General features: G+C 60.3%; 17 protein-coding genes. 12 read left to right on the plus strand and 5 right to left on the minus strand.

Features of this window, described 5'->3' with window-relative positions; all coding sequences use genetic code 11:
* Position 1: 1 nt before the first annotated feature.
* From prmA to ACYZTK_RS12360, 8 genes are all read left to right on the plus strand, one after another.
* Positions 2-880, plus strand: coding sequence for a 50S ribosomal protein L11 methyltransferase (gene prmA, locus ACYZTK_RS12325; protein WP_462014682.1), 879 nt, complete (start codon positions 2-4; stop codon positions 878-880).
* Positions 881-910: 30 nt separating this feature from the next.
* A complete protein-coding gene (locus ACYZTK_RS12330) occupies positions 911-2,122 on the plus strand; it encodes a DUF3426 domain-containing protein (RefSeq protein WP_462014683.1) in 1,212 nt (403 codons plus the stop codon).
* A 185-nt stretch (positions 2,123-2,307) separates the two neighbouring features.
* Positions 2,308-3,318 carry a tRNA dihydrouridine synthase DusB gene (gene dusB / locus ACYZTK_RS12335; protein ID WP_462014684.1) on the plus strand — a complete coding sequence of 337 codons (1,011 nt, stop codon included), beginning with the start codon at positions 2,308-2,310 and terminating at the stop codon, positions 3,316-3,318.
* On the plus strand, positions 3,315-3,635 hold the full coding sequence (gene fis / locus ACYZTK_RS12340; protein ID WP_007907419.1) for a DNA-binding transcriptional regulator Fis: 321 nt from the start codon (positions 3,315-3,317) through the stop codon (positions 3,633-3,635). Before dusB ends, fis begins: the two co-directional genes overlap by 4 nt.
* An 81-nt stretch (positions 3,636-3,716) precedes the next feature.
* Complete coding sequence (gene purH / locus ACYZTK_RS12345; RefSeq protein WP_462014685.1) at positions 3,717-5,324, plus strand: bifunctional phosphoribosylaminoimidazolecarboxamide formyltransferase/IMP cyclohydrolase; 1,608 nt, start codon at positions 3,717-3,719, stop codon at positions 5,322-5,324.
* Between the two features lie 171 nt (positions 5,325-5,495).
* Positions 5,496-6,791, plus strand: a complete 1,296-nt coding sequence (purD, locus tag ACYZTK_RS12350) for a phosphoribosylamine--glycine ligase (RefSeq protein ID WP_462014686.1) — start codon at positions 5,496-5,498, stop codon at positions 6,789-6,791.
* 99 nt (positions 6,792-6,890) lie between these two features.
* Complete coding sequence (locus ACYZTK_RS12355) at positions 6,891-9,668, plus strand: hybrid sensor histidine kinase/response regulator (RefSeq protein ID WP_462014687.1); 2,778 nt, start codon at positions 6,891-6,893, stop codon at positions 9,666-9,668.
* Positions 9,669-9,732: 64 nt separating this feature from the next.
* Entirely contained in the window at positions 9,733-10,329 is a 597-nt protein-coding gene (locus tag ACYZTK_RS12360; RefSeq protein ID WP_462014688.1) for a MarC family protein, read from the plus strand.
* A gap of 39 nt (positions 10,330-10,368) precedes the next feature.
* On the opposite strand, the gene ACYZTK_RS12365 is transcribed toward ACYZTK_RS12360, so the two are convergent.
* The 5 genes from ACYZTK_RS12365 to cobG all read right to left on the minus strand — a co-directional run bounded on the left by ACYZTK_RS12365 (position 10,369) and on the right by cobG (position 15,726).
* The gene (locus tag ACYZTK_RS12365; protein ID WP_462014689.1) at positions 10,369-11,184 is read right to left on the minus strand and encodes a hypothetical protein; all 816 of its coding nucleotides are present in this window, start codon (positions 11,182-11,184) and stop codon (positions 10,369-10,371) included.
* A 163-nt stretch (positions 11,185-11,347) separates the two neighbouring features.
* A complete protein-coding gene (gene cobJ / locus ACYZTK_RS12370) occupies positions 11,348-13,054 on the minus strand; it encodes a precorrin-3B C(17)-methyltransferase (protein WP_462014690.1) in 1,707 nt (568 codons plus the stop codon).
* Complete coding sequence (locus ACYZTK_RS12375) at positions 13,054-13,785, minus strand: precorrin-2 C(20)-methyltransferase (protein WP_462014901.1); 732 nt, start codon at positions 13,783-13,785, stop codon at positions 13,054-13,056. Before ACYZTK_RS12375 ends, cobJ begins: the two co-directional genes overlap by 1 nt.
* Positions 13,785-14,411, minus strand: coding sequence for a precorrin-8X methylmutase (locus ACYZTK_RS12380; protein ID WP_462014691.1), 627 nt, complete (start codon positions 14,409-14,411; stop codon positions 13,785-13,787). Before ACYZTK_RS12380 ends, ACYZTK_RS12375 begins: the two co-directional genes overlap by 1 nt.
* Complete coding sequence (gene cobG, locus ACYZTK_RS12385; RefSeq protein ID WP_462014692.1) at positions 14,404-15,726, minus strand: precorrin-3B synthase; 1,323 nt, start codon at positions 15,724-15,726, stop codon at positions 14,404-14,406. Before cobG ends, ACYZTK_RS12380 begins: the two co-directional genes overlap by 8 nt.
* 243 nt (positions 15,727-15,969) lie before the next feature.
* Between cobG and ACYZTK_RS12390 the strand changes: the two genes are divergently transcribed.
* The 4 genes from ACYZTK_RS12390 (at position 15,970) to ACYZTK_RS12405 (ending at position 19,793) form a co-directional block, all read left to right on the plus strand.
* On the plus strand, positions 15,970-16,620 hold the full coding sequence (locus ACYZTK_RS12390; protein WP_462014693.1) for a hypothetical protein: 651 nt from the start codon (positions 15,970-15,972) through the stop codon (positions 16,618-16,620).
* 149 nt (positions 16,621-16,769) lie between these two features.
* Positions 16,770-17,981 carry a precorrin-6y C5,15-methyltransferase (decarboxylating) subunit CbiE gene (gene cbiE, locus ACYZTK_RS12395; protein WP_462014694.1) on the plus strand — a complete coding sequence of 404 codons (1,212 nt, stop codon included), beginning with the start codon at positions 16,770-16,772 and terminating at the stop codon, positions 17,979-17,981.
* Complete coding sequence (locus ACYZTK_RS12400) at positions 17,974-19,071, plus strand: cobalt-precorrin-5B (C(1))-methyltransferase (RefSeq protein ID WP_462014695.1); 1,098 nt, start codon at positions 17,974-17,976, stop codon at positions 19,069-19,071. The genes cbiE and ACYZTK_RS12400 overlap by 8 nt, the downstream gene beginning before the upstream one ends.
* On the plus strand, positions 19,068-19,793 hold the full coding sequence (locus ACYZTK_RS12405; protein ID WP_462014696.1) for a cobalt-precorrin-6A reductase: 726 nt from the start codon (positions 19,068-19,070) through the stop codon (positions 19,791-19,793). Before ACYZTK_RS12400 ends, ACYZTK_RS12405 begins: the two co-directional genes overlap by 4 nt.
* Positions 19,794-19,824 lie beyond the last annotated feature (31 nt).

Raw genomic sequence — 19,824 nt, forward strand, 5'->3', positions numbered from 1 at the left:
CATGCCTTGGCTGCAAGTCCGTCTCGCCATCAGCCCAGAACAAGCCGAAACCTACGAAGACGCTTTCCTTGAAGTGGGCGCCGTGTCGGTGACTTTCATGGACGCTGAAGATCAGCCGATCTTCGAACCGGAACTCAACACCACCCCGCTGTGGTCGCACACGCACCTGCTGGCCCTGTTCGAAGGTGGCACCGAAGCCGCCAGCGTGCTGGCCCACCTGGAGCTGCTGACCGGCAGCCCGCTGCCCGAGCATCACAGCGAAGTCATTGAAGACCAGGACTGGGAGCGCAGCTGGATGGACGATTTCCAGCCAATGCGCTTTGGTCAGCGCCTGTGGATCGTTCCAAGCTGGCACGCTGCTCCTGAACCCGACGCCGTGAACATTCTGCTGGACCCGGGCCTGGCGTTTGGCACCGGCACCCACCCGACCACTGCCCTGTGTCTGGAATGGCTTGACGGCCAGGACCTGAAGGACTGCAACGTGCTCGATTTCGGTTGCGGCTCGGGCATTCTGGCAATCGCCGCCTTGCTGCTGGGGGCCAGGCAAGCGGTCGGTACCGACATCGACGTGCAGGCACTTGAAGCTTCCCGTGACAATGCCGGGCGCAACAACATCGCCGAAGCCCTGTTCCCGCTGTATTTGCCAGAGGACCTGCCGCAAGTCCAGGCCGACGTGCTGGTGGCCAACATCCTGGCCGGCCCGCTGGTCTCCCTGGCGCCGCAATTGTCCAGCCTGGTCAAGACCGGTGGTCGCCTGGCGCTGTCGGGCATCCTCGCCGAACAAGGTGAAGAAGTGGCCAAGGCCTATGCCCAGGACTTCGATCTGGACCCGATCGCCAATCGCGATGGCTGGGTGCGCATCACTGGCCGTCGGCGCTAGAATGGGCGCCTGCATAATCCGGATCGCCGCATGACCGACAGCTTCGTCACTCAGTGCCCGCATTGCCAAAAGAGCTTCCGCGTCAGCCATGCCCAGTTGAGCGTGGCACGTGGAGTAGTTCGTTGCGGCTCTTGCCTGCAGGTTTTTAATGCCGCCAAGCAATTGCTGGAGCAGGCGGACAAGGACCCCGTGAGCACGATCGCCCCGGCCCTCGTCGAACCGCCAGAACAACGGGCCATCAGCCTGAAGCAATGGACGGCTGCCGAGCTCGATCTGGACAGCCTCGACCTCGACGAAGAGCTCGCACGACTGGAACAGCGGGAAATTCAGCCGACCACCGAGTTCGGCCGACACCGCGAAGATTCACTGAGCGCACGCCGCGACAGCGCCGAACATGACGAAGCATCCTGGCCCGATAGCCTGTACAGCGAATCCGCTGCCGACCGCGCCCAAGCTGCTGAAGTTGATGAAGAGCCCGCCCCGGCGTTTGCCCCGCTCAAACCAGCGCGCACCGAACCCTCGCTGACGCTGGAGCTGGTCGAGCTCGACGATGAGCCGCGCCCGCCGCTGGTTCGCCAGGAGCTGGTGCTGGAACCGCCACCAACGCCGGAACGTTTGTCGGCGATGGATGACATTGATGACGACCTGCCTCCCATTGAACCCGTGCGCAAAAGACGCAGCGAACCGGCCGTGCGCGCCGAAGTCCTGCAGGACCTCACCGACGACCCGCTGCAACTGGACTGGCAAAAACGCCGTTCGCCTTGGGGTCGCCGGTTATTCTGGCTGATTCTGACAGTGCTCGCCGCCTGCGCCCTGGGCGGCCAGTACGTGGCTTACCATTTCGAAGAACTCGCGCGTCAGGACCAATATCGTCCCTGGTTCCAGCAGTTGTGCCCGCAGATCGGCTGTACCGTGCCATCCAAGGTCGACATCGCGAAGATCAAGAGCAGCAACCTGGTGGTGCGCAGCCATCCGGAATTCAGCGGTGCCCTGGTGGTCGATGCGATCATCTACAACCGCGCGCCCTTCTCCCAGCCGTTCCCCTTGCTGGAGTTGCGCTTCGCCGACCTCAACGGTCACCTGATCGCCAGCCGTCGGTTCAAACCCGGCGAGTACCTCAACGGCGATCTCGAAGGCATGGCGGAAATGCCCCCGCAAACGCCAATTCACATTGCCCTGGATATCCTCGATCCAGGCTCGAAAGCGGTGAACTACAGCCTGAGTTTTCATTCGCCCGAGTGAAACGGTTCACCGATCCGCGATTGACGGCGGATTTCTGACTGAGCCCGTGCGGACCAAACCGCTGGCGATAACAGAATAACTGTTCAGATTTTGTTCAATTCAGCCTTTATCCAGTCATCGAGAGCGGGTATCATGCCAACCCTTTTTCGAACTCTCATGATCCGGCCCCACAACAGGGAAGTCCTATGTCGGCGGTACGCATCGGTCCATACACATTGCACAACGGCTTGATTCTCGCCCCTATGGCGGGTGTCACTGACCAACCCTTTCGTCAGCTGTGCAAACGACTGGGTGCAGGGCTGGTTGTTTCGGAAATGGTCACCAGCGACATGAGTTTGTGGAACACCCGCAAGTCGCGCATGCGCATGATCCACGAAGGTGATCCCGAGCCGCGCTCGGTACAGATCGCCGGTGGCGATGCGCAGATGCTGGCGAATGCGGCTCGCGCCAATGTCGAGCTGGGCGCACAGATTATTGACATCAACATGGGCTGCCCGGCGAAGAAGGTCTGCAACAAGGCCGCCGGGTCTGCACTGTTGAAGGATGAAGCGTTGGTGACCGAGATCCTGCAGGCCGTCGTGGCCGCAGTCGATGTGCCGGTCACTCTGAAGATCCGGACCGGCTGGGACCGGGACAACAAGAACGGCCTGACCGTGGCGAAGATCGCCGAGCAGGCAGGTATCACGGCGTTGGCGGTGCATGGCCGCACCCGTGCCGATCTGTACACCGGTGAAGCCGAGTACGACACTATTGCCGCGATCAAGCAGGCGGTGTCGATCCCGGTGTTTGCCAACGGCGATATCGATTCGCCAGAAAAGGCCCGGTACGTGCTCGACGCGACCGGTGCCGATGGCCTGCTGGTTGGCCGGGCTGCCCAGGGGCGGCCATGGATTTTTCGCGAGATCGATCATTACCTGCGCACCGGTGAAAAACTTCCGGCGCTGGAACTGATCGAGGTGGAACGCATACTGCTAGAGCATTTGGCCGCGCTGCACGTTTTCTATGGAGACGTCATGGGTGTGCGCATTGCTCGCAAGCATGTGGGCTGGTATCTCGCAACCTTGCCGGGCGCCAGGGAGTTTCGCGCCCACTTCAATCGTTTGGAAGATACGGAAGCACAATGCGCCAACGTTCAGGGCTTCTTCGCCGAACGTTACAAGAGCCTGACAGGGGACGGAGAAGGGGTGGCCGCATGACGATGATGACCGAGACTTTAGTGAGTGGAACAACACCCGTGAGCGACAATGTGAATTTGAAACAGCACCTCAATACGCCTAGCGAAGAAGGCCAGACCCTTCGCGGGAGTGTCGAGAAGGCGCTGCACAATTATTTCGCCCACCTTGAGGGCGCTGCCGTCACGGATGTGTACAACCTGGTGCTCTCCGAAGTCGAGGCGCCCCTGCTCGAATGCGTGATGAACTACGTCAAGGGCAACCAGACCAAGGCCAGCGAGCTGCTCGGACTGAACCGGGGCACGCTGCGCAAGAAACTCAAGCAGTACGATTTGCTGTAAGCATTCAATCAAACCAGAAAGGCGCCCGCGTAAAACCGGTCGCCTTTTTTGCTGACTCCTTTGCTTTTGATGGAAATTGAGATGACCGACCAGACTACCCGCCTGCCGATCCGCCGCGCCTTGATCAGCGTTTCCGACAAGACCGGGATCCTCGAATTCGCCAAGGAGCTTGAAGCCCTGGGCGTCGAGATCCTCTCCACCGGCGGAACGTTCAAGCTGTTGCGCGACAATGGTGTCGCCGCAGTGGAAGTCGCGGATTACACCGGTTTCGCGGAAATGATGGACGGTCGGGTCAAGACCCTGCACCCGAAAATCCACGGAGGGATCCTCGGTCGTCGCGGTATCGATGACGCGATCATGAGCGAGCACGGTATCAAGCCGATCGACCTGGTCGCGGTCAACCTGTACCCGTTCGAAGCCACCATCAACAAGCCAGGCTGCGACCTGCCGACTGCCATCGAGAACATCGATATCGGCGGCCCGACCATGGTTCGTTCTGCTGCAAAAAATCATAAAGACGTGGCGATCGTGGTCAATGCCAGCGACTACGCCAGCGTTCTCGAAGGCCTCAAGGCCGGTGGCCTGACTTACGCCCAGCGTTTCGACCTGATGCTCAAGGCCTTTGAACACACCGCCGCTTACGACGGCATGATCGCCAACTACATGGGCACCGTGAACCAGGCCGCCGAGACGCTCAGCACCGAAGGTCGCAGCGAATTCCCGCGCACCTTCAACAGCCAGTTCGTCAAGGCCCAGGAAATGCGCTACGGCGAGAACCCGCACCAGAGCGCGGCGTTCTACGTTGAGACCAAGCCTGCCGAAGTCGGGATCGCCACTGCGACCCAACTGCAAGGCAAAGAGCTGTCGTATAACAACGTGGCCGACACCGACGCCGCGCTGGAATGTGTGAAGAGCTTTGTGAAACCGGCCTGCGTGATCGTCAAGCACGCCAACCCGTGCGGCGTGGCCGTGAGCCCGGACGCCGAAGGCGGTATCCGCCAGGCCTACGAACTGGCCTACGCCACCGACACCGAATCGGCGTTTGGCGGCATCATTGCCTTCAACCGCGAACTGGATGCAGAAACAGCCAAGGCCATCGTCGAGCGTCAGTTCGTTGAAGTGATCATCGCCCCAAGCGTCAGCGAAGAAGCCCGCGCCATTGTTGCGGCCAAAGCCAACGTGCGCCTGCTGGCCTGTGGCGAGTGGTCAGCGGATCGCGCTGCTGCCTGGGACTACAAGCGGGTGAATGGCGGCCTGCTGGTCCAGAGCCGTGACATCGGCATGATCGGCAGCGAAGACCTGAAAGTCGTGACCAAGCGTGCACCGACCGAACAGGAAATCAACGACCTGATCTTCGCCTGGAAAGTCGCCAAGTACGTCAAGTCCAACGCTATTGTCTACGCCAAGAACCGCCAGACCATCGGTGTCGGCGCTGGCCAGATGAGCCGCGTGAACTCGGCGCGTATCGCCGCGATCAAGGCTGAGCATGCCGGCCTGCAGGTGCAGGGTTCGGTGATGGCATCGGACGCGTTCTTCCCGTTCCGCGACGGTCTGGACAATGCGGCCAAGGCCGGTGTCACTGCGGTGATCCAGCCAGGCGGCTCGATGCGGGATGCCGAAGTGATTGCCGCAGCCGACGAGGCTGGCATCGCCATGGTCTTCACCGGCATGCGCCACTTCCGTCACTGAGTACACAGCTCCCCCTGTAGGAGCTGTGTAGGAGCTGTCGAGTGAAACGAGGCTGCGATCTTTTGATCTGGTTTTTGAAATCAAAATCAAAAGATCGCAGCCTTCGGCAGCTCCTACATAGTTTGTACACAGGGGTTTTGCAGCGACCCACAGAATTTTGAGGTTTTTGAAATGAATGTTTTGATCATTGGCAGCGGTGGCCGTGAACACGCCCTGGCCTGGAAAGTGGCTCAAGATCCGCGCGTGCAGAAGGTTTTTGTTGCTCCAGGCAACGCCGGCACCGCCATTGAAGCCAAGTGCGAAAACGTTGCGATCGACGTGCTGGCCCTTGAGCAACTCGCCGACTTCGCCGAGAAGAACGTTGCGCTGACCATTGTCGGCCCGGAAGTGCCGCTGGTTGCCGGCGTCGTCGACCTGTTCCGCTCCCGCGGCCTCGACTGCTTCGGCCCAACTGCCGGCGCCGCCCAGCTGGAAGGTTCGAAAGCGTTCACCAAGGATTTCCTGGCGCGCCACAAGATCCCTACCGCCGACTACCAGAACTTCACCGAGATTGAGCCTGCCCTGGCTTATCTGCGTGAAAAAGGCGCGCCGATCGTGATCAAGGCTGACGGCCTGGCAGCAGGCAAAGGCGTGATCGTCGCCATGACCCTGGCTGAAGCCGAAGACGCCGTGCGTGACATGCTGGCCGGCAATGCCTTTGGCGACGCGGGTTCGCGCGTAGTCATCGAAGAGTTCCTCGACGGCGAGGAAGCCAGCTTCATCGTCATGGTCGACGGCAAGAACGTCCTGCCAATGGCCACCAGCCAGGATCACAAACGCGTCGGCGACGGCGACACTGGTCCGAACACCGGCGGCATGGGTGCGTACTCCCCTGCCCCGGTAGTCACCAGTGAAGTGCACCAGCGCGTGATGGACCTGGTGATCTGGCCAACCGTGCGCGGCATGGCCGACGAAGGCAACGTCTATACCGGTTTCCTGTACGCCGGGCTGATGATAGACAAAGCTGGTAACCCAAAAGTTATCGAATTCAACTGCCGTTTCGGCGACCCTGAGACCCAGCCGATCATGCTGCGCCTGCAGTCGAGCCTGGTGTTGCTGGTCGAAGCGGCCCTCGCGCAGGCCCTGGACAAAGTCGAAGCACAATGGGATCCACGCCCGAGCGTTGGCATCGTGCTGGCCGCGGGCGGTTATCCTGGTGACTACGCCAAGGGCGTCGCCATCAATGGCCTGGACGCTGCTGCGGCACTGGAAGGTAAAGTCTTCCACGCCGGCACTGCGCTCAAGGATGGCCAAGTGGTGACCGCCGGTGGTCGAGTGCTCTGCGCCACCGCCATGGGCGCCAGCGTCGATGCTGCTCAGCAGCAGGCTTACCAGTTGGCAGCAAAAATCGACTGGGAAGGTTGTTTCTATCGCAAGGACATCGGCTATCGTGCCATTGCCCGCGAGCGTGGCGAAGTTCAGGAATAAGGGCTCCATTCGGTCGGGCAAGGGCCTCAGGCTCTTGCCGGACTATTCCGGCGCCGCGCATAGTTATATTCTGGCATCAACCTACGAAGGGATTTCGCCGTGCGCTGGCTCAGGATTGCCGTAAGTCTCACCGTCACTCTGCTGACCCTGCTCTGCATGCTCCCGGCCCAGGCCGCGCAAGGCAGTGGCTGGGCCGTATTGCTCGACGAGCAGGGCAACCTGCAGCTCAGCGATATTCGCTCCTCGCGCTACACCAATCAATTTAGCCCCATCGAACTCGAACGCCTGACCGCCGCCGAGCCGGAGGGCGCGCTGTGGCTGCGCTTCAGGCTCGCACCGGGCAAACACGAACAGGTCCTGAAGGTGTTCGCGCCGGATCTGTCGCACCTCAATCTCTACGTGCTGGACGGCGACAAGCTCGTCGACCAGACCAACGTCGGGCCCGACCAGCCCCAGGGTGACCGACCACTGCCCAGCAGTGATGTCCTGCTGCCGCTGCCGCAAAGTGACAAATCACTCGATGTGTATCTGCGCCTGGTGTCCGAACACCAGATGCGTCCCTACATCACCCTGCAATCGGCCATCACCACCGCCGCCAACCAGACCCAGACGCTGATCTACGGCCTGCTGTTCGGCTGTATCGGCATGTTGATCCTGCACAACCTCATCCGTTACGCCTACACGCGCTCGCGCAGCAGTGTATGGCTAGCCGCGTGCGAGGCCCTGCTGATGCTCAGCCTGGCCCTGCTGCTGAACCTCGCCGGGCCGTGGATGCCTGACTGGCACGCCATTCAAACACCCGGGGCGTATCTCGCCCTGTTGCTGACCGCGCCGTGCGGACTGATGCTGGCCTACCGCTTTTTTGCTCCGCTCGGTTCGCACCCGCTGAACAAGCTGCTGCTGGCCGACATGCTGTTCATCGTCGCTTGCGGCCTGCTGCTGTTATTCGTCGAAACCCTGCCGCTGAATATCATCACCTATGCACTGGTCGCCCTCGCGGGCCTGAGCATGCTGTTCACCGGGGCCTGGCACTGGCAGAAAGGCTATCGCCCGGCGCGCTTTTTCGTCGGTGCCATGGTGGTGTTCAACCTCGGCACCCTGATCATCCTGCCCGCGTTGCTGGGGCTGACACTGGTGGAACCCCAGGGCCTGATCACCACCCTGCTGGCGTTCATCTGCGTCAGCGGCCTGCTGATGAGCGTGGCCCTGAGCGAACGCCAGCGCAGCATTACCGAAGACCGTTTCAGCATCAGCCGCGACCTGGCGGCCAGCAACGCCGAAATCAATGCCAAGGCCGAATTCCTGGCCAAGATCAGTCACGAGATCCGCACGCCCATGAACGGCGTGCTGGGCATGACCGAACTGCTGCTGGGCACCCCGCTCTCCGTCAAGCAGCGCGACTATGTGCAGACCATCCACAGTGCCGGCAACGAACTGCTGACCCTGATCAACGAGATTCTCGACATCTCCAAGCTCGAGTCCGGGCAGATCGAACTGGACGATGTGCAGTTCGATCTCAACGCATTGATCGAAGACTGCCTGAGCATCTTTCGCGCCAAGGCCGAACAGCAGAACGTCGAACTGATCAGCTTTATCCAGCCGCAAGTGCCGCGGGTCATCAGCGGTGATCCGACTCGTCTGCGTCAGACCCTGCTGAGCCTGCTGGAAAACGCCCTGAAGAAAACCGACGAGGGTGAAATCCTGATCGTCGTCGCCCTGGACGAACGCAGCGCCAAGCCGCGGTTGCGCATCGCCGTGCAGGACAGCGGCGAGCCCATGGACGCCGAAGAACGCGACGCGCTGATGCACGCAGAACTGCACAGCAAACATTTCCTCTCGGCCAATCGCCTCGGCGGCAATCTGGGGCTGGTGATCGCGCGTCAATTGATTCGTCTGATGCAGGGTGAGTTCGGCATCAAGAGCGGCAATAGTCAGGGCAGCACCTTGTGGCTGACCCTGCCGCTGGATCCCGATCGCCTGGAACATCCGACTTCCGACCTCGATGGCCCGCTACAAGGCGCGCGGGTGCTGGTGGTCGACGACAACGACACCTGCCGCAAAGTCCTGGTGCAACAATGCACCGCCTGGGGCCTGAACGTCAGTGCGGTGCCCTCCGGCAAGGAAGCACTGGCGCTGTTGCGCACCAAGGCGCACCTGCGCGACTACTTCGACGTGGTGCTGCTCGACCAGAACATGCCCGGCATGACCGGCATGCAGCTGGCGGCGAAGATCAAGGAAGACCCAAGCCTCAATCACGACATCCTGCTGATCATGCTCACGGGCATCAGCAATGCGCCGAGCAAGATCATCGCGCGCAATTCCGGGATCAAACGCATCCTGGCCAAACCGGTAGCCGGTTATACGCTCAAGACCACTCTCGCCGATGAACTGAACCAGCGCAACAAAGGCCAGGTGGCTCCGTACCCCCTGCCAACCGGCCCGACCCTGCCTGTCAAGGTACCGGGAGACTTCCGCATCCTGGTGGCCGAAGACAACAGCATTTCCACCAAGGTGATTCGCGGCATGCTGGGCAAGCTCAACCTGCAACCCGACACCGCCAGCAACGGCGAAGAAGCGCTGCAGGCGATGAAAGCCCAACGCTACGACCTGGTGCTGATGGACTGCGAAATGCCGATTCTTGACGGCTTCTCAGCCACCCAGCAGTTGCGTGCCTGGGAGGTTGGCAACCAACGGGTGCGTACGCCTGTAGTCGCACTGACCGCGCATATTCTGGCCGAACACAAAGAACGCGCCCGCCAGGCGGGCATGGACGGGCATATGGCCAAGCCGGTCGAGCTTTCCCAATTGCGTGAACTGATCGAGCACTGGGTTGCCCAGCGTGATCAGCAGAACCGAGCCGCCACCCAAACCACCTGAGCCGACAGACGTGAAAACGCCTGTTAGACTGCCCATCGACTTCCCTCGCCAGTGAGCTTGCACCATGCTCCACGTGTTGTTCAGCGTTTACCTGAAGATGCTGGTGCTCTACAGCCCGTTCTTCGTCCTGTCCTGCTTCATCAGCCTGACTCGCGGTTACTCGCGAAAAGAGCAACGTCGACTGGCCTGGAAAGTGGCCACCGCCACCCTGGTCTCCAGTGTCTTGCTGTATCTGTTCGGCCGGGTGATTTTCGATGTCTTCGGCATTACCGTAGACGCTTTCCGCATTGGCGCCGGCAGCGTGCTGTTCATCTCGGCACTGGGGATGGCGCAGGGCAAGTCGGTGGTGCAGACCGACAACGTGCAACAGGACGTGACCATCGTCCCGCTGACCATTCCGTTGACAGTCGGCCCCGGCACGATCGGCGCCTTGCTGGTGATGGGCATCAGTCAGCCGCATTGGGATGACAAGCTCACTGCCATTGTCAGCATTGCCTTGGCCAGTTTCACCGTGGGCGTGGTGCTGTACCTGTCGAATCGCATCGAAAGAATCCTGGGCGACCAGGGCTTGCAGATTGTCAGCCGGTTGATGGGGTTGTTTGTGTGTGCGCTGGCCGCGCAAATCATCTTTACCGGGGTGAGAGGGTACCTGGCGCCCTGAATCCCGGACACCAGCTCCCTTACAACGCCGGTAGTTTAGTTACTTGTGGCGTTTGAACCTTTTGCTCAGCTGGGCACCCTGCTGCTGATTGAGTACCCGCTCGATATCCTCTTTTACTTGCGAGTAACGCAGCGGGTTAAAGGTGATGAACGATGTCGCGCGGAAAACATCCAGATCCGCCACCTTTGCATCGAAAAACAGTACGCCCCCCTCAACACTGTCGGCATCACTGTAGATGGACGACAACATGATCATGATCAAGCCATTCTTGAGTTGTTCGCAGGGTAAAATTGCTAATTTGACTCCCTTAGTCTTGGTGACTTCGTAATTGAACAACTTGACAATTTCGGGTTCTTTTTTTACGGCATCTATAGTGGAGTCTGCGACCGCGCTGAGTACTGAGGCACCCGGAATGGCTGCTTTGGCAGCTTCAACGCCCGCTTTGATGATCCCTGTAACCAGATTGGACATGGTCAACTGCAAGGCGCTTCGACTGTGCTCCACGACTCCGTTGTCCGGCAAATAGCAACCCAGGTCTTCCATGCAGTTCAAGAAAGCCTGATGCCATTCCTTGGGCTTTTTATCACCAGGAACCTCAAGGGTAGCCTCCATTTTCGAGAATTTTATGATGTTCTCGATCACGGTCATGTTCTCGATCGACACATTATCCCCGTAACCGATCAACGTGTTTCCCAAGACCAGCGCATCCAGCTCTTTAGTAGGGCTGGATTTTTCCGGCGTAACCAAAGACCTGGTGTAACTGACATTAGTCGATAGAAACTGGCGCCTTTCTATACGCCACGAAACCAGGTCCTTGGTTTCTTCAAAACTGATAGTACCGTCTACATTTTGCATGTCTGACATTCCTTGTTCGTCGGTTAATTGTGCCTCCAGGCACAGGCGAAACTTAACCCACAGCCAAACTTCGACTCAAACGCTATTGAATGTCAAGTTATGTTATTGCAATTAAAGTCGACCGTTCGATTTACCCGAGCCAAGTGGCCCGGGTAACGACTTATTACTTAATATCGACTAACTTATCGCCGTAACTACGGGGTGTATACACCCATGACGGGCCATCGGCTCGAGGAAACACGCGAGTCGTGGATGAACCGATCAATACCATGGTTCGCATATCAACCTGTTCCGGGCTCAATTGCCCAAGAGTTGTCACCCGCAAAGTCTGACCGGGGCGCCCGACATCCCGCCCTAGCACAACCGGCGTCTCGGGATCCCGGTGCAGCGCGACGATTTCAAGCGCACGTCCCAGTTGCCAAGGGCGGGAACGCGAGATCGGGTTGTAAAATGCCATCGCCAGATCGGCCTGGGCTGCCAAGGCCAAACGTTTCTCGATGATCTCCCAGGGTTTGAGGTTGTCCGACAGCGACAGTACGCAGAAGTCATGCCCCAGCGGTGCACCCGCCTGCGCAGCGGTTGCCAATGAGGCCGAGACGCCCGGCAGGATTTCCAGATCAACGTTGTGCCACGCCGGGTCGCGGGATTCATGCAGCGCTTCAAGCACTGCGGCTGCCATCGCAAACACTCCAGGGTCACCGGAAGACACCACCACCACCGAGCGACCCTGTGCCGCCAGTTCGAAGGCATGACGCGCGCGCTGCATTTCTTCACGGTTATCGGTGCAGTGCAGCACCTGATCAGTACGGAACGGCCCTGCCATGCGCACATAGGTTTCATAACCGAGCACATCATTGGCTCGAGCCAGCTCTTTCTTGACGGCAGGCACCATCAAATCGGCAGCTCCGGGGCCGAGGCCAATAACTGCCAGGCGCCCCCGCGCACGACCTATGCGTTGTGGGTCCAGGGGATGTTCGGCGACGGCGATAGTGATGGAATCATCACCGCAAATAGTCACGGGCTGCGGCAATGTCTTACTAAGTTGCTCGCGCACAGTGTCCGCCGGACAAAAGCGCAAGGGAACATCCAGTTCAATGGCGGCATCCCGTAGCGCCTGACTGGCCATGAGCTGCTCATTGGCCAACAAGCAAACCAACGCCTGAACTGCAATTTTCTCCCGGTGCAGAGCCTGGCGAATGGCATTGGGCAGGTCAGCAACCTCAGCATTCACCAGCACCACGACATTTTCAGGGTAAATCAGCAGCTCATTGGCGGCCGGCTCGCGCTCGCCGCTACCCACGTGAATGGCCAGATGGGCCTGTTCGTCCACAGTCAGTTGGGCTTGGGCAAGCCAGGGCGCATCACCTTCAATTCGTACCGGCTGACCGCCGAGCAGATCAGAAACAAAACGTTTGCCGAGTTCCAGATCGCCAAGGGTGTAGCCGCTCGGAGGGTTCAACAGACAGGTACCGAAGCGCAATTCGCCGCTGGTAGTGATTGCCGCTGTTATGCCCAACCCCTGAGCGATGGTGCGGGCCAATACGTTTACGCCGCCCAGGCCACCCAGCAATGGCACCACCGCACTGCCGTCTTCGGCCACTGCCAATACCGGTGGCTCCACGCCTTTTTCCAGCAGCAATGGCGCCAGCGTGCGAATCACGATACCGGCCGCGCACAGCGCCACGATGGGCGTGTTCTGTTGATAGAGTTCGCGCAGCGTTGCGCCGAACTCCTGATAAATCACATCGGCACCTTCAACTCTTTCGGCTAATCCGTGGATCAAGGCGCCGGGCAGACAGGTTTGAATAGCGCGGGCGGTCGCAAGACTGCCATTACCGAGAATGACGATCGCCGGAACTGGTTGAGTCATCAGCCCTGCCACCTTTCGCCAGGAACGATGATCAACGAGAAATACGGTGAGGACATCGGCTCGACCTGATCCAGCGGTACTATCTTCTGGTTGGCCATGGTTGCCCGTTCGACGTACAGAGCACGCCCTGCCAGCCCGAGTTCTTCCAGTACTTCACGAACCTTGGGAAAGTTACGCCCCAATTTCATGATGACGGCAGCGTCGGCCTCGGCCAGGCGGCGCTTGAGGTCTTCGTGGGGCAAGACGCCGGATAACACCGACAGGCTCTGATTTCGATAGACCAGTGGGACACCCAGCACCGATGCGCCACCCAGCATTGAGCAAACACCGGGCACCACTTCGGCCTCGTAGCGCTCGGCCAGACGATCATGCAGATACATGTAGGAACCGTAGAAGAACGGATCGCCCTCACAGATCACTGCCACATCCCGCCCGGCTTCGAGATGCGCCGCGAGTTCTTCACCCGCTGCATCGTAGAAATCGCTGATTACTTGCTCATACGACAAAGGCGCCGGCAGTGCTTCAGTGGTCACGGGATACACCAGCGGCAGTAACGTTTGTGCACCCTGAAGATGAGCTTCGATGATACCGAACGCGTTTCCCTTTTTGCCCTTGGCGACGAAATACGCCACCACAGGCGACTCGCGCAACAGGCGCAGGGCCTTGACGGTGATCAGTTCCGGATCACCAGGGCCGACACCCAGGCCAATCAAACGTCCAGGTTGCTGCATCATTCGATCTCCGTGGCGAGGGCATTGACGGCCGCGGCAGCCATGGCGCTACCACCCAGTCGCCCCTGCATGATGACGAAAGGTACGCCGCGACTGTCGGCCGCCAGCGCGGCCTTGGATTCAGCAGCGCCGACGAATCCTACCGGGAAGCCGAGAATCAACGCAGGCTTCGGTGCCCCGGCATCGAGCATTTCCAGCAAGTAGAACAAGGCAGTCGGTGCGTTGCCGATGACTACCACGCTGCCTTCCAGATGCGGTCGCCACAACTCCAGTGCGGCGGCGGAACGGGTGTTGCCCAGTTCACGGGCAAGGTCCGGCACGCTGTCGTCACGCAGGGTACAGATCACCTGGTTGTTGGCCGGCAGGCGGGTGCGGGTCACGCCTTCGGACACCATCCGCGCGTCACACAAGATCGGGGCTCCAGCGGCAAGCGCATCACGCCCCGCCTTCCCCGCACCTTCGGAGTACTGCAGACCGTCAATGGCCTCGACCATGCCGCAGGCGTGGATCACTCGAACCGCGAGTTTTTCCAGATCGGCAGGGATCCGGTCGAGGTTGGCCTCGGCGCGAATGATCGCGAAGGAGTTGCGATAGATCTCCTGACCGTCGCGGATGTAATCAAGCATCAAGGGGGCTCCGTGGGCGGGCATCAAGCAATGCGCCTGCCGCGTCAATAGTGAGATTGCGTGCTTGCAGCGCGCCGAAACCCGGCAGCGCTGCATCGCGAAAATAGACATCGTAGTGACCGTTACTCGAGGCAAGCAATGTAACGGGGGCAGTGTGTGCGCAGGCGCAAGAGCGCGCGCAACCGGTCAAGTGCACCTGATCCTGGCTGGGTCGACCTTGCCGCACAGCTGCCAGCAACCGCGCATCGCCCTTGGTATCCGAGAGCCCTTTGCTGCATCCGCAAGATCCGGTACAGGCCACCAGATGGGTCAGCGGCTCATCTGCCTCGACCAGAAAACCCAAGCCCTGCAATTGCCGGGTGATCAAGGGCGCATCTGCTTGGCGGACATTGGGCAGGAGCAGGCTTTGCCAGGGAGTCATGCGCAGGCTGGCGTCGCCAAATTGTTCAGCCAGGCGCGCCGCGCCGTTGAGCATCGATGGATTCAGCCTCCCCAGAGGAGGCAAGACACCAACATACACAAGGCCATGTTGGCGCTGTGCGTAGGTACCCAGGTGCAATCCCGGCGCGGTCGCGTGTCGCCGCCATTCATCGACGGATAGTAACGGTACACGCCTGCCCAGTGTCTGCAGCAGTAGCTCTGGCGACCGCTCGGCAAGCAAATGGCGCATGCGGGTTTGTTCCGGCCGCGCCAGCTCAAGGAACATGTCCAGTACGGCGAGCACCAACGCATGTCCATCCTGCAGCGATACCGCAGCGACCGGTTTGTCTGTGGGACAGCCCGCGAAACCGAAAACCAGCGACAGTTTGCCGCCGAAATCCACCGCACTCAGCCACAGGTCATGGTGGTGTTCCAACATGGCCAGCGCCTCGCCGCCATCCAACTGCACAGCGAACTTGGCGGACAGCTCATGAAAGCGAGGATGGATCTGCAGGCTGTTGAGAATTTCCCGGGCCAACGGGCGAGTATCGAGCAGACTATGACGATCAATACCGGCGGCAGGGCTGAGCATGAGATTACGTACATCATCGCCCGCCACAGTGGTGGGCCCCAACTCAGCGGCCAGCAGGCTGTCGATCAGTGCCGTTGCCTGCCCGCCAATGCCACGGATCTGCAGATTGGCCCGGTTGGTTGCTTCCATCACCCCACCAGCATACATCCGCGCTGCGTTCGCGACAGCGATAGCCTGGTCGGCGCGGATGGAACCGCCATCAAGTTTGATCCGGCAAATCCCTCCGTCCAGAGCCTGGACGACACGCAGCAATCCCGGGCAGGCCGAGGGACGCAGGGGACTGGAAGTCTGTCGTGATTTCACGGAATAGCCGGCAAGGGGACGAAGGTCGGCATTATGCCTGCTTTGCCCGGCTGGATGAAAAGCCCATGAGGTTTGACGACGAAACGTGGTGGTTATCGGGCCGATGGAGAGAGGGATTGCACTGAGGCGTTCGAGAGGCGTTATTTAATATAAAGACTTGATTCCACGAATTACTTAATGCACCGAGTCTTGTACTTTGTGTTCAACACTCAAACCAAGTTAGTTATATACAAGGAGTAGTGCATGGCTAATGAAAAACCCTCTGGTCTGCTGACAGGCCCCAATCTGGTTTCCTGCATCGGCGAACTTTCCCTGCAAGATTACGATGATTTGACTCGCTGTACTCAGTTCGCCACCCGGTCCGCCGACCTGGGGTACAGCCGCTTCCTCGAATCGGGAGAATGGATGGATGAGTATGTATCGACTTTGCATTTCCTGGGCTGGACCGTCTATGGGGGTAGCATCTATACCCGCACCCGACACTGGCTAGGCAAAACCGTGGCTGAATTCCTGGTGGCCAGCGCTCAGGCAATGCCTGACACCCGGCAAGGTAACGCCATGATCGACACACTCGATGCGTTGAAGCGCGACGAGCCCGCACTTGACTCGCTGGACCAGGAAAGTCTGATGGGCGAGCGATTCCAGGTTATTCCAGCGCGATACGACTCGAAAGGCGTTATTGAAATGGCAGTCTTCAATCTTGAGTTGGTCGCGAATTCAAAAATGAGTAATTTCGTTTACCGGGATCTGGATGGACACGCCGCCAAGATTGTACAGCGACGGGCATACCTGAAACTTGATAAAGAGAAATTCAACAGTGTTAAAGCGAGAATGGAAAAAAAACTCCGAGAAATAACGATGACACGGTTTGAATTGCAAAAATATCGCAAGTGAAAATTAGGCGTATCTATCCTCCAGTCATCCCCTGCACTGATATCGTCAGGCAGGTACAAGCGACACCGCGCTATCATGCACGACTGCGTGGGGCAACGCCGGCCTGTGCAGCGTAATGACTTTGCTTGGTTCAATGAAAGAGGAACAGCATGACCCCCTGGCTGACGGTGGTAGGTATCGGTGAAGACGGCTTCAAGGGTCTGGGCAAAAACGCCCGTCACTCGCTGCTGGGCGCTGCCCGGATCATTGGCAGTGAGCGGCAACTGAGCCTGTTAACGCCCTGCATCCGTGGCGACCGCCAACTCTGGCCGGTTCCATTCTCCCTCGATCCACTGCTGGCCCTGCGTGGCGAGCCGGTTTGCGTGCTGGCCAGCGGTGACCCGATGTTCTTTGGCGTCGGTGCCAGCCTCGCCCGGCAACTGTCGGCGGACGAAATGCTGATCCTGCCTGCCCCCTCTTCCAGCTCCCTGGCCGCTGCACGAATGGGCTGGCCATTGCAGGAAGTGGTGACACTTTCGGTGGTCGCCCGCCCGCTCGCCGCGCTGAATGCGCACTTGTTCAGTGGTACTCGCCTGTTGGTGCTCAGCAACGACGGCCAAAGCCCTGGCGCCATTGCTGCGCTGCTGCGTGATCGCGGGTTCGGCCCGAGCCGCCTGAGTGTGTTGGAGCATCTGGGCGGTGACGCCGAGCGACGAATCGACGCAACCGCCAATGACTGGACAGAGCCAGCGATCGCCGACCTCAACCTGGTCGCCATCGAATGCATTGCCGAGCCCGACGCACCGCGCCTGTCGCGACTGGCCGGGCTGCCCGACAGCGCCTTCAAGCACGATGGCCAGCTGACCAAGCGCGACGTGCGGGCGATCACCCTTGCGCGTTTGGCGCCGGTTCCGGGTGAACTGCTGTGGGATGTGGGCGCGGGCAGCGGTTCGATCGGGATCGAATGGATGCGCGCGCACCCGAGTTGCCGTGCACTGGCAGTCGAGGCGGATGCCGGGCGCCAACTGTTGATCGAACACAATCGTGATGCGTTGGGTGTGCCCGGCCTGCAACTGATTCGCGGCAGCGCTCCTTTTGCGTTGCATGGCCTGGAGCGGCCAGACGCCATTTTCATCGGTGGCGGCGTCACCCGCGAAGGCGTGCTGGACACCTGCTGGGCCGCGCTCAAGCCCGGCGGGCGGCTGGTGGCCAACGCGGTCACGCTGCAAAGCGAAATGACCCTGATGGCCTGGCGCGAGCAGCACGGCGGCGAGCTCACGCGCATTCATATTGCCCAGGCCCAGCCGTTGGGTGACTTCGATACCTGGCGCCAGGCGCTGCCGATTACCTTGCTGGACGTGGTCAAGCCCCTCGATGCGTGATGAAACCGGCGAACAACCTGCCCCCCTGCGCAGCGGCCTGACCACGGGCAGCTGCGCCACGGCCACCAGCCTCGCGGCCGCCCGCTTGTTGCTCGGCGGCCTGGGGGCGGATGCCGTGGAAATTGTGCTGCCCAAGGGCAAGCAGGTGCAGATGCGCCTGGAGTTCTGCCGATTGACCGAGGGTGGTGCCGAGGCCGGAACCATCAAGGATGCCGGTGATGATCCGGACGTCACCCATGGTGCGTTGCTTTATTCCCAGGTGCGCCTGGACGCCACGCCGGGTATTCGCTTCAGCGCCGGCCATGGCGTCGGCACTGTCACCCGCCCGGGTCTGGTACTGGGCGTTGGCGAGCCTGCGATCAACCCGGTGCCGCGCAAGATGATCACTGACCACCTGACCCTGCTGGCCGTGGAGTTTGGCTACGGCGGCGGGTTCGAGGTCACGGTCAACGTTGAAGGTGGAGAGGCGCTGGCGCTGAAAACCATGAACCCGCGGCTGGGGATTCTCGGCGGGTTGTCGATCCTCGGCACAAGCGGCATTGTCCGACCATTCTCCTGTGCCGCGTACATCGCCTCGATTCACCAGGGCATCGACGTCGCCAAAACCAACGGCTACCTGCACATTGCCGCGTGCACCGGCAACGCCAGCGAGGACACCATGCGCCGGGTCTACAACCTGCCGGAAATTGCCCTGATCGAAATGGGCGACTTCGTCGGCGCTGTGCTCAAGCACCTGCGCAAAGTGCCTGTGGATAAACTCAGCCTGTGCGGCGGCTTCGGCAAGATCAGCAAACTGGCGGCCGGGCACATGGACCTGCACAGTCGGCATTCGAGCATCGACCTGCCGCAGCTGGCCGACTGGGCCGCAGCAATCGGCGCCGACGCGTCGTTGCAACAGGCGATCCGCGAGGCCAATACCAGTCAGCAAGCCCTTGCAATGGCCAGCGCCGCCGGCGTCGCCCTCGGTGATCAAGTCTGCCAGCACGCGCTGGATTTTGCCCGCAGCGTAGTGCCGGCACAGGTGCAGGTCGAGGTGTTTGCCATCGATCGCCAGGGCGGGATTGTCGGCCATGCGGGGGCTTTTCAATGAAGCGCATTCTGTTGCTCGGCGGCGTGACCGAGGCCATGGCGATTGCCCGAACCCTCGGCCCACAACACATCTATAGCCTGGCGGGTGTCGGTCGAGTACCGACGGACTTGAACTGTCAGGTTCGCGTGGGTGGCTATGGCGGTGCCGAAGGCTTGGCGCAGTTCATCCGCAATGAACGGATTGATCTGTTGCTGGATGCGACTCATCCCTACGCCGCACAAATCAGCCAGAACGCGGCAACTGCGGCGCGCATGAGCGGCATTCTGTGCTGGGCCCTGAGACGCCCGGCCTGGCAGCCACAGACGGGTGACGACTGGCGGGAAGTCAGCGACTGGGCCGACTTGATCAAGGCCCTGCAACCCTTCAAGCGCCCGCTGTTCACCCTTGGCCGCGAACCTTTGCAACACCTGGGCGAAATCCCGCCCGAGCAGTTCTGGACCCTGCGCGCACTGGACGTTTATCCCGGGAATGAACGCTGCGAAGTGATCGGCGCCCGCGGGCCATTCCTGATCGACGATGAGCGCCAGCTGTTCGAACGCCGCGACATTGACGTGCTGATCAGCAAAAACAGCGGCAGTACCGCCACTGAGCCGAAACTGGAAGTGGCGCGGGAACGCGGAGTACCAGTACTGGTGTTGAAACGACCGGTATTGCCGGAGGTTGAGCGGGAGTTTCTGTCGCTTGAGGAAACACTTGATGCGTTGGCGGCCTTCGCTCAGTAAGGCAGGATTATCGGCTTGCATTAGCAGTAAC

This window comes from Pseudomonas sp. LB3P31, from assembly GCF_054897945.1.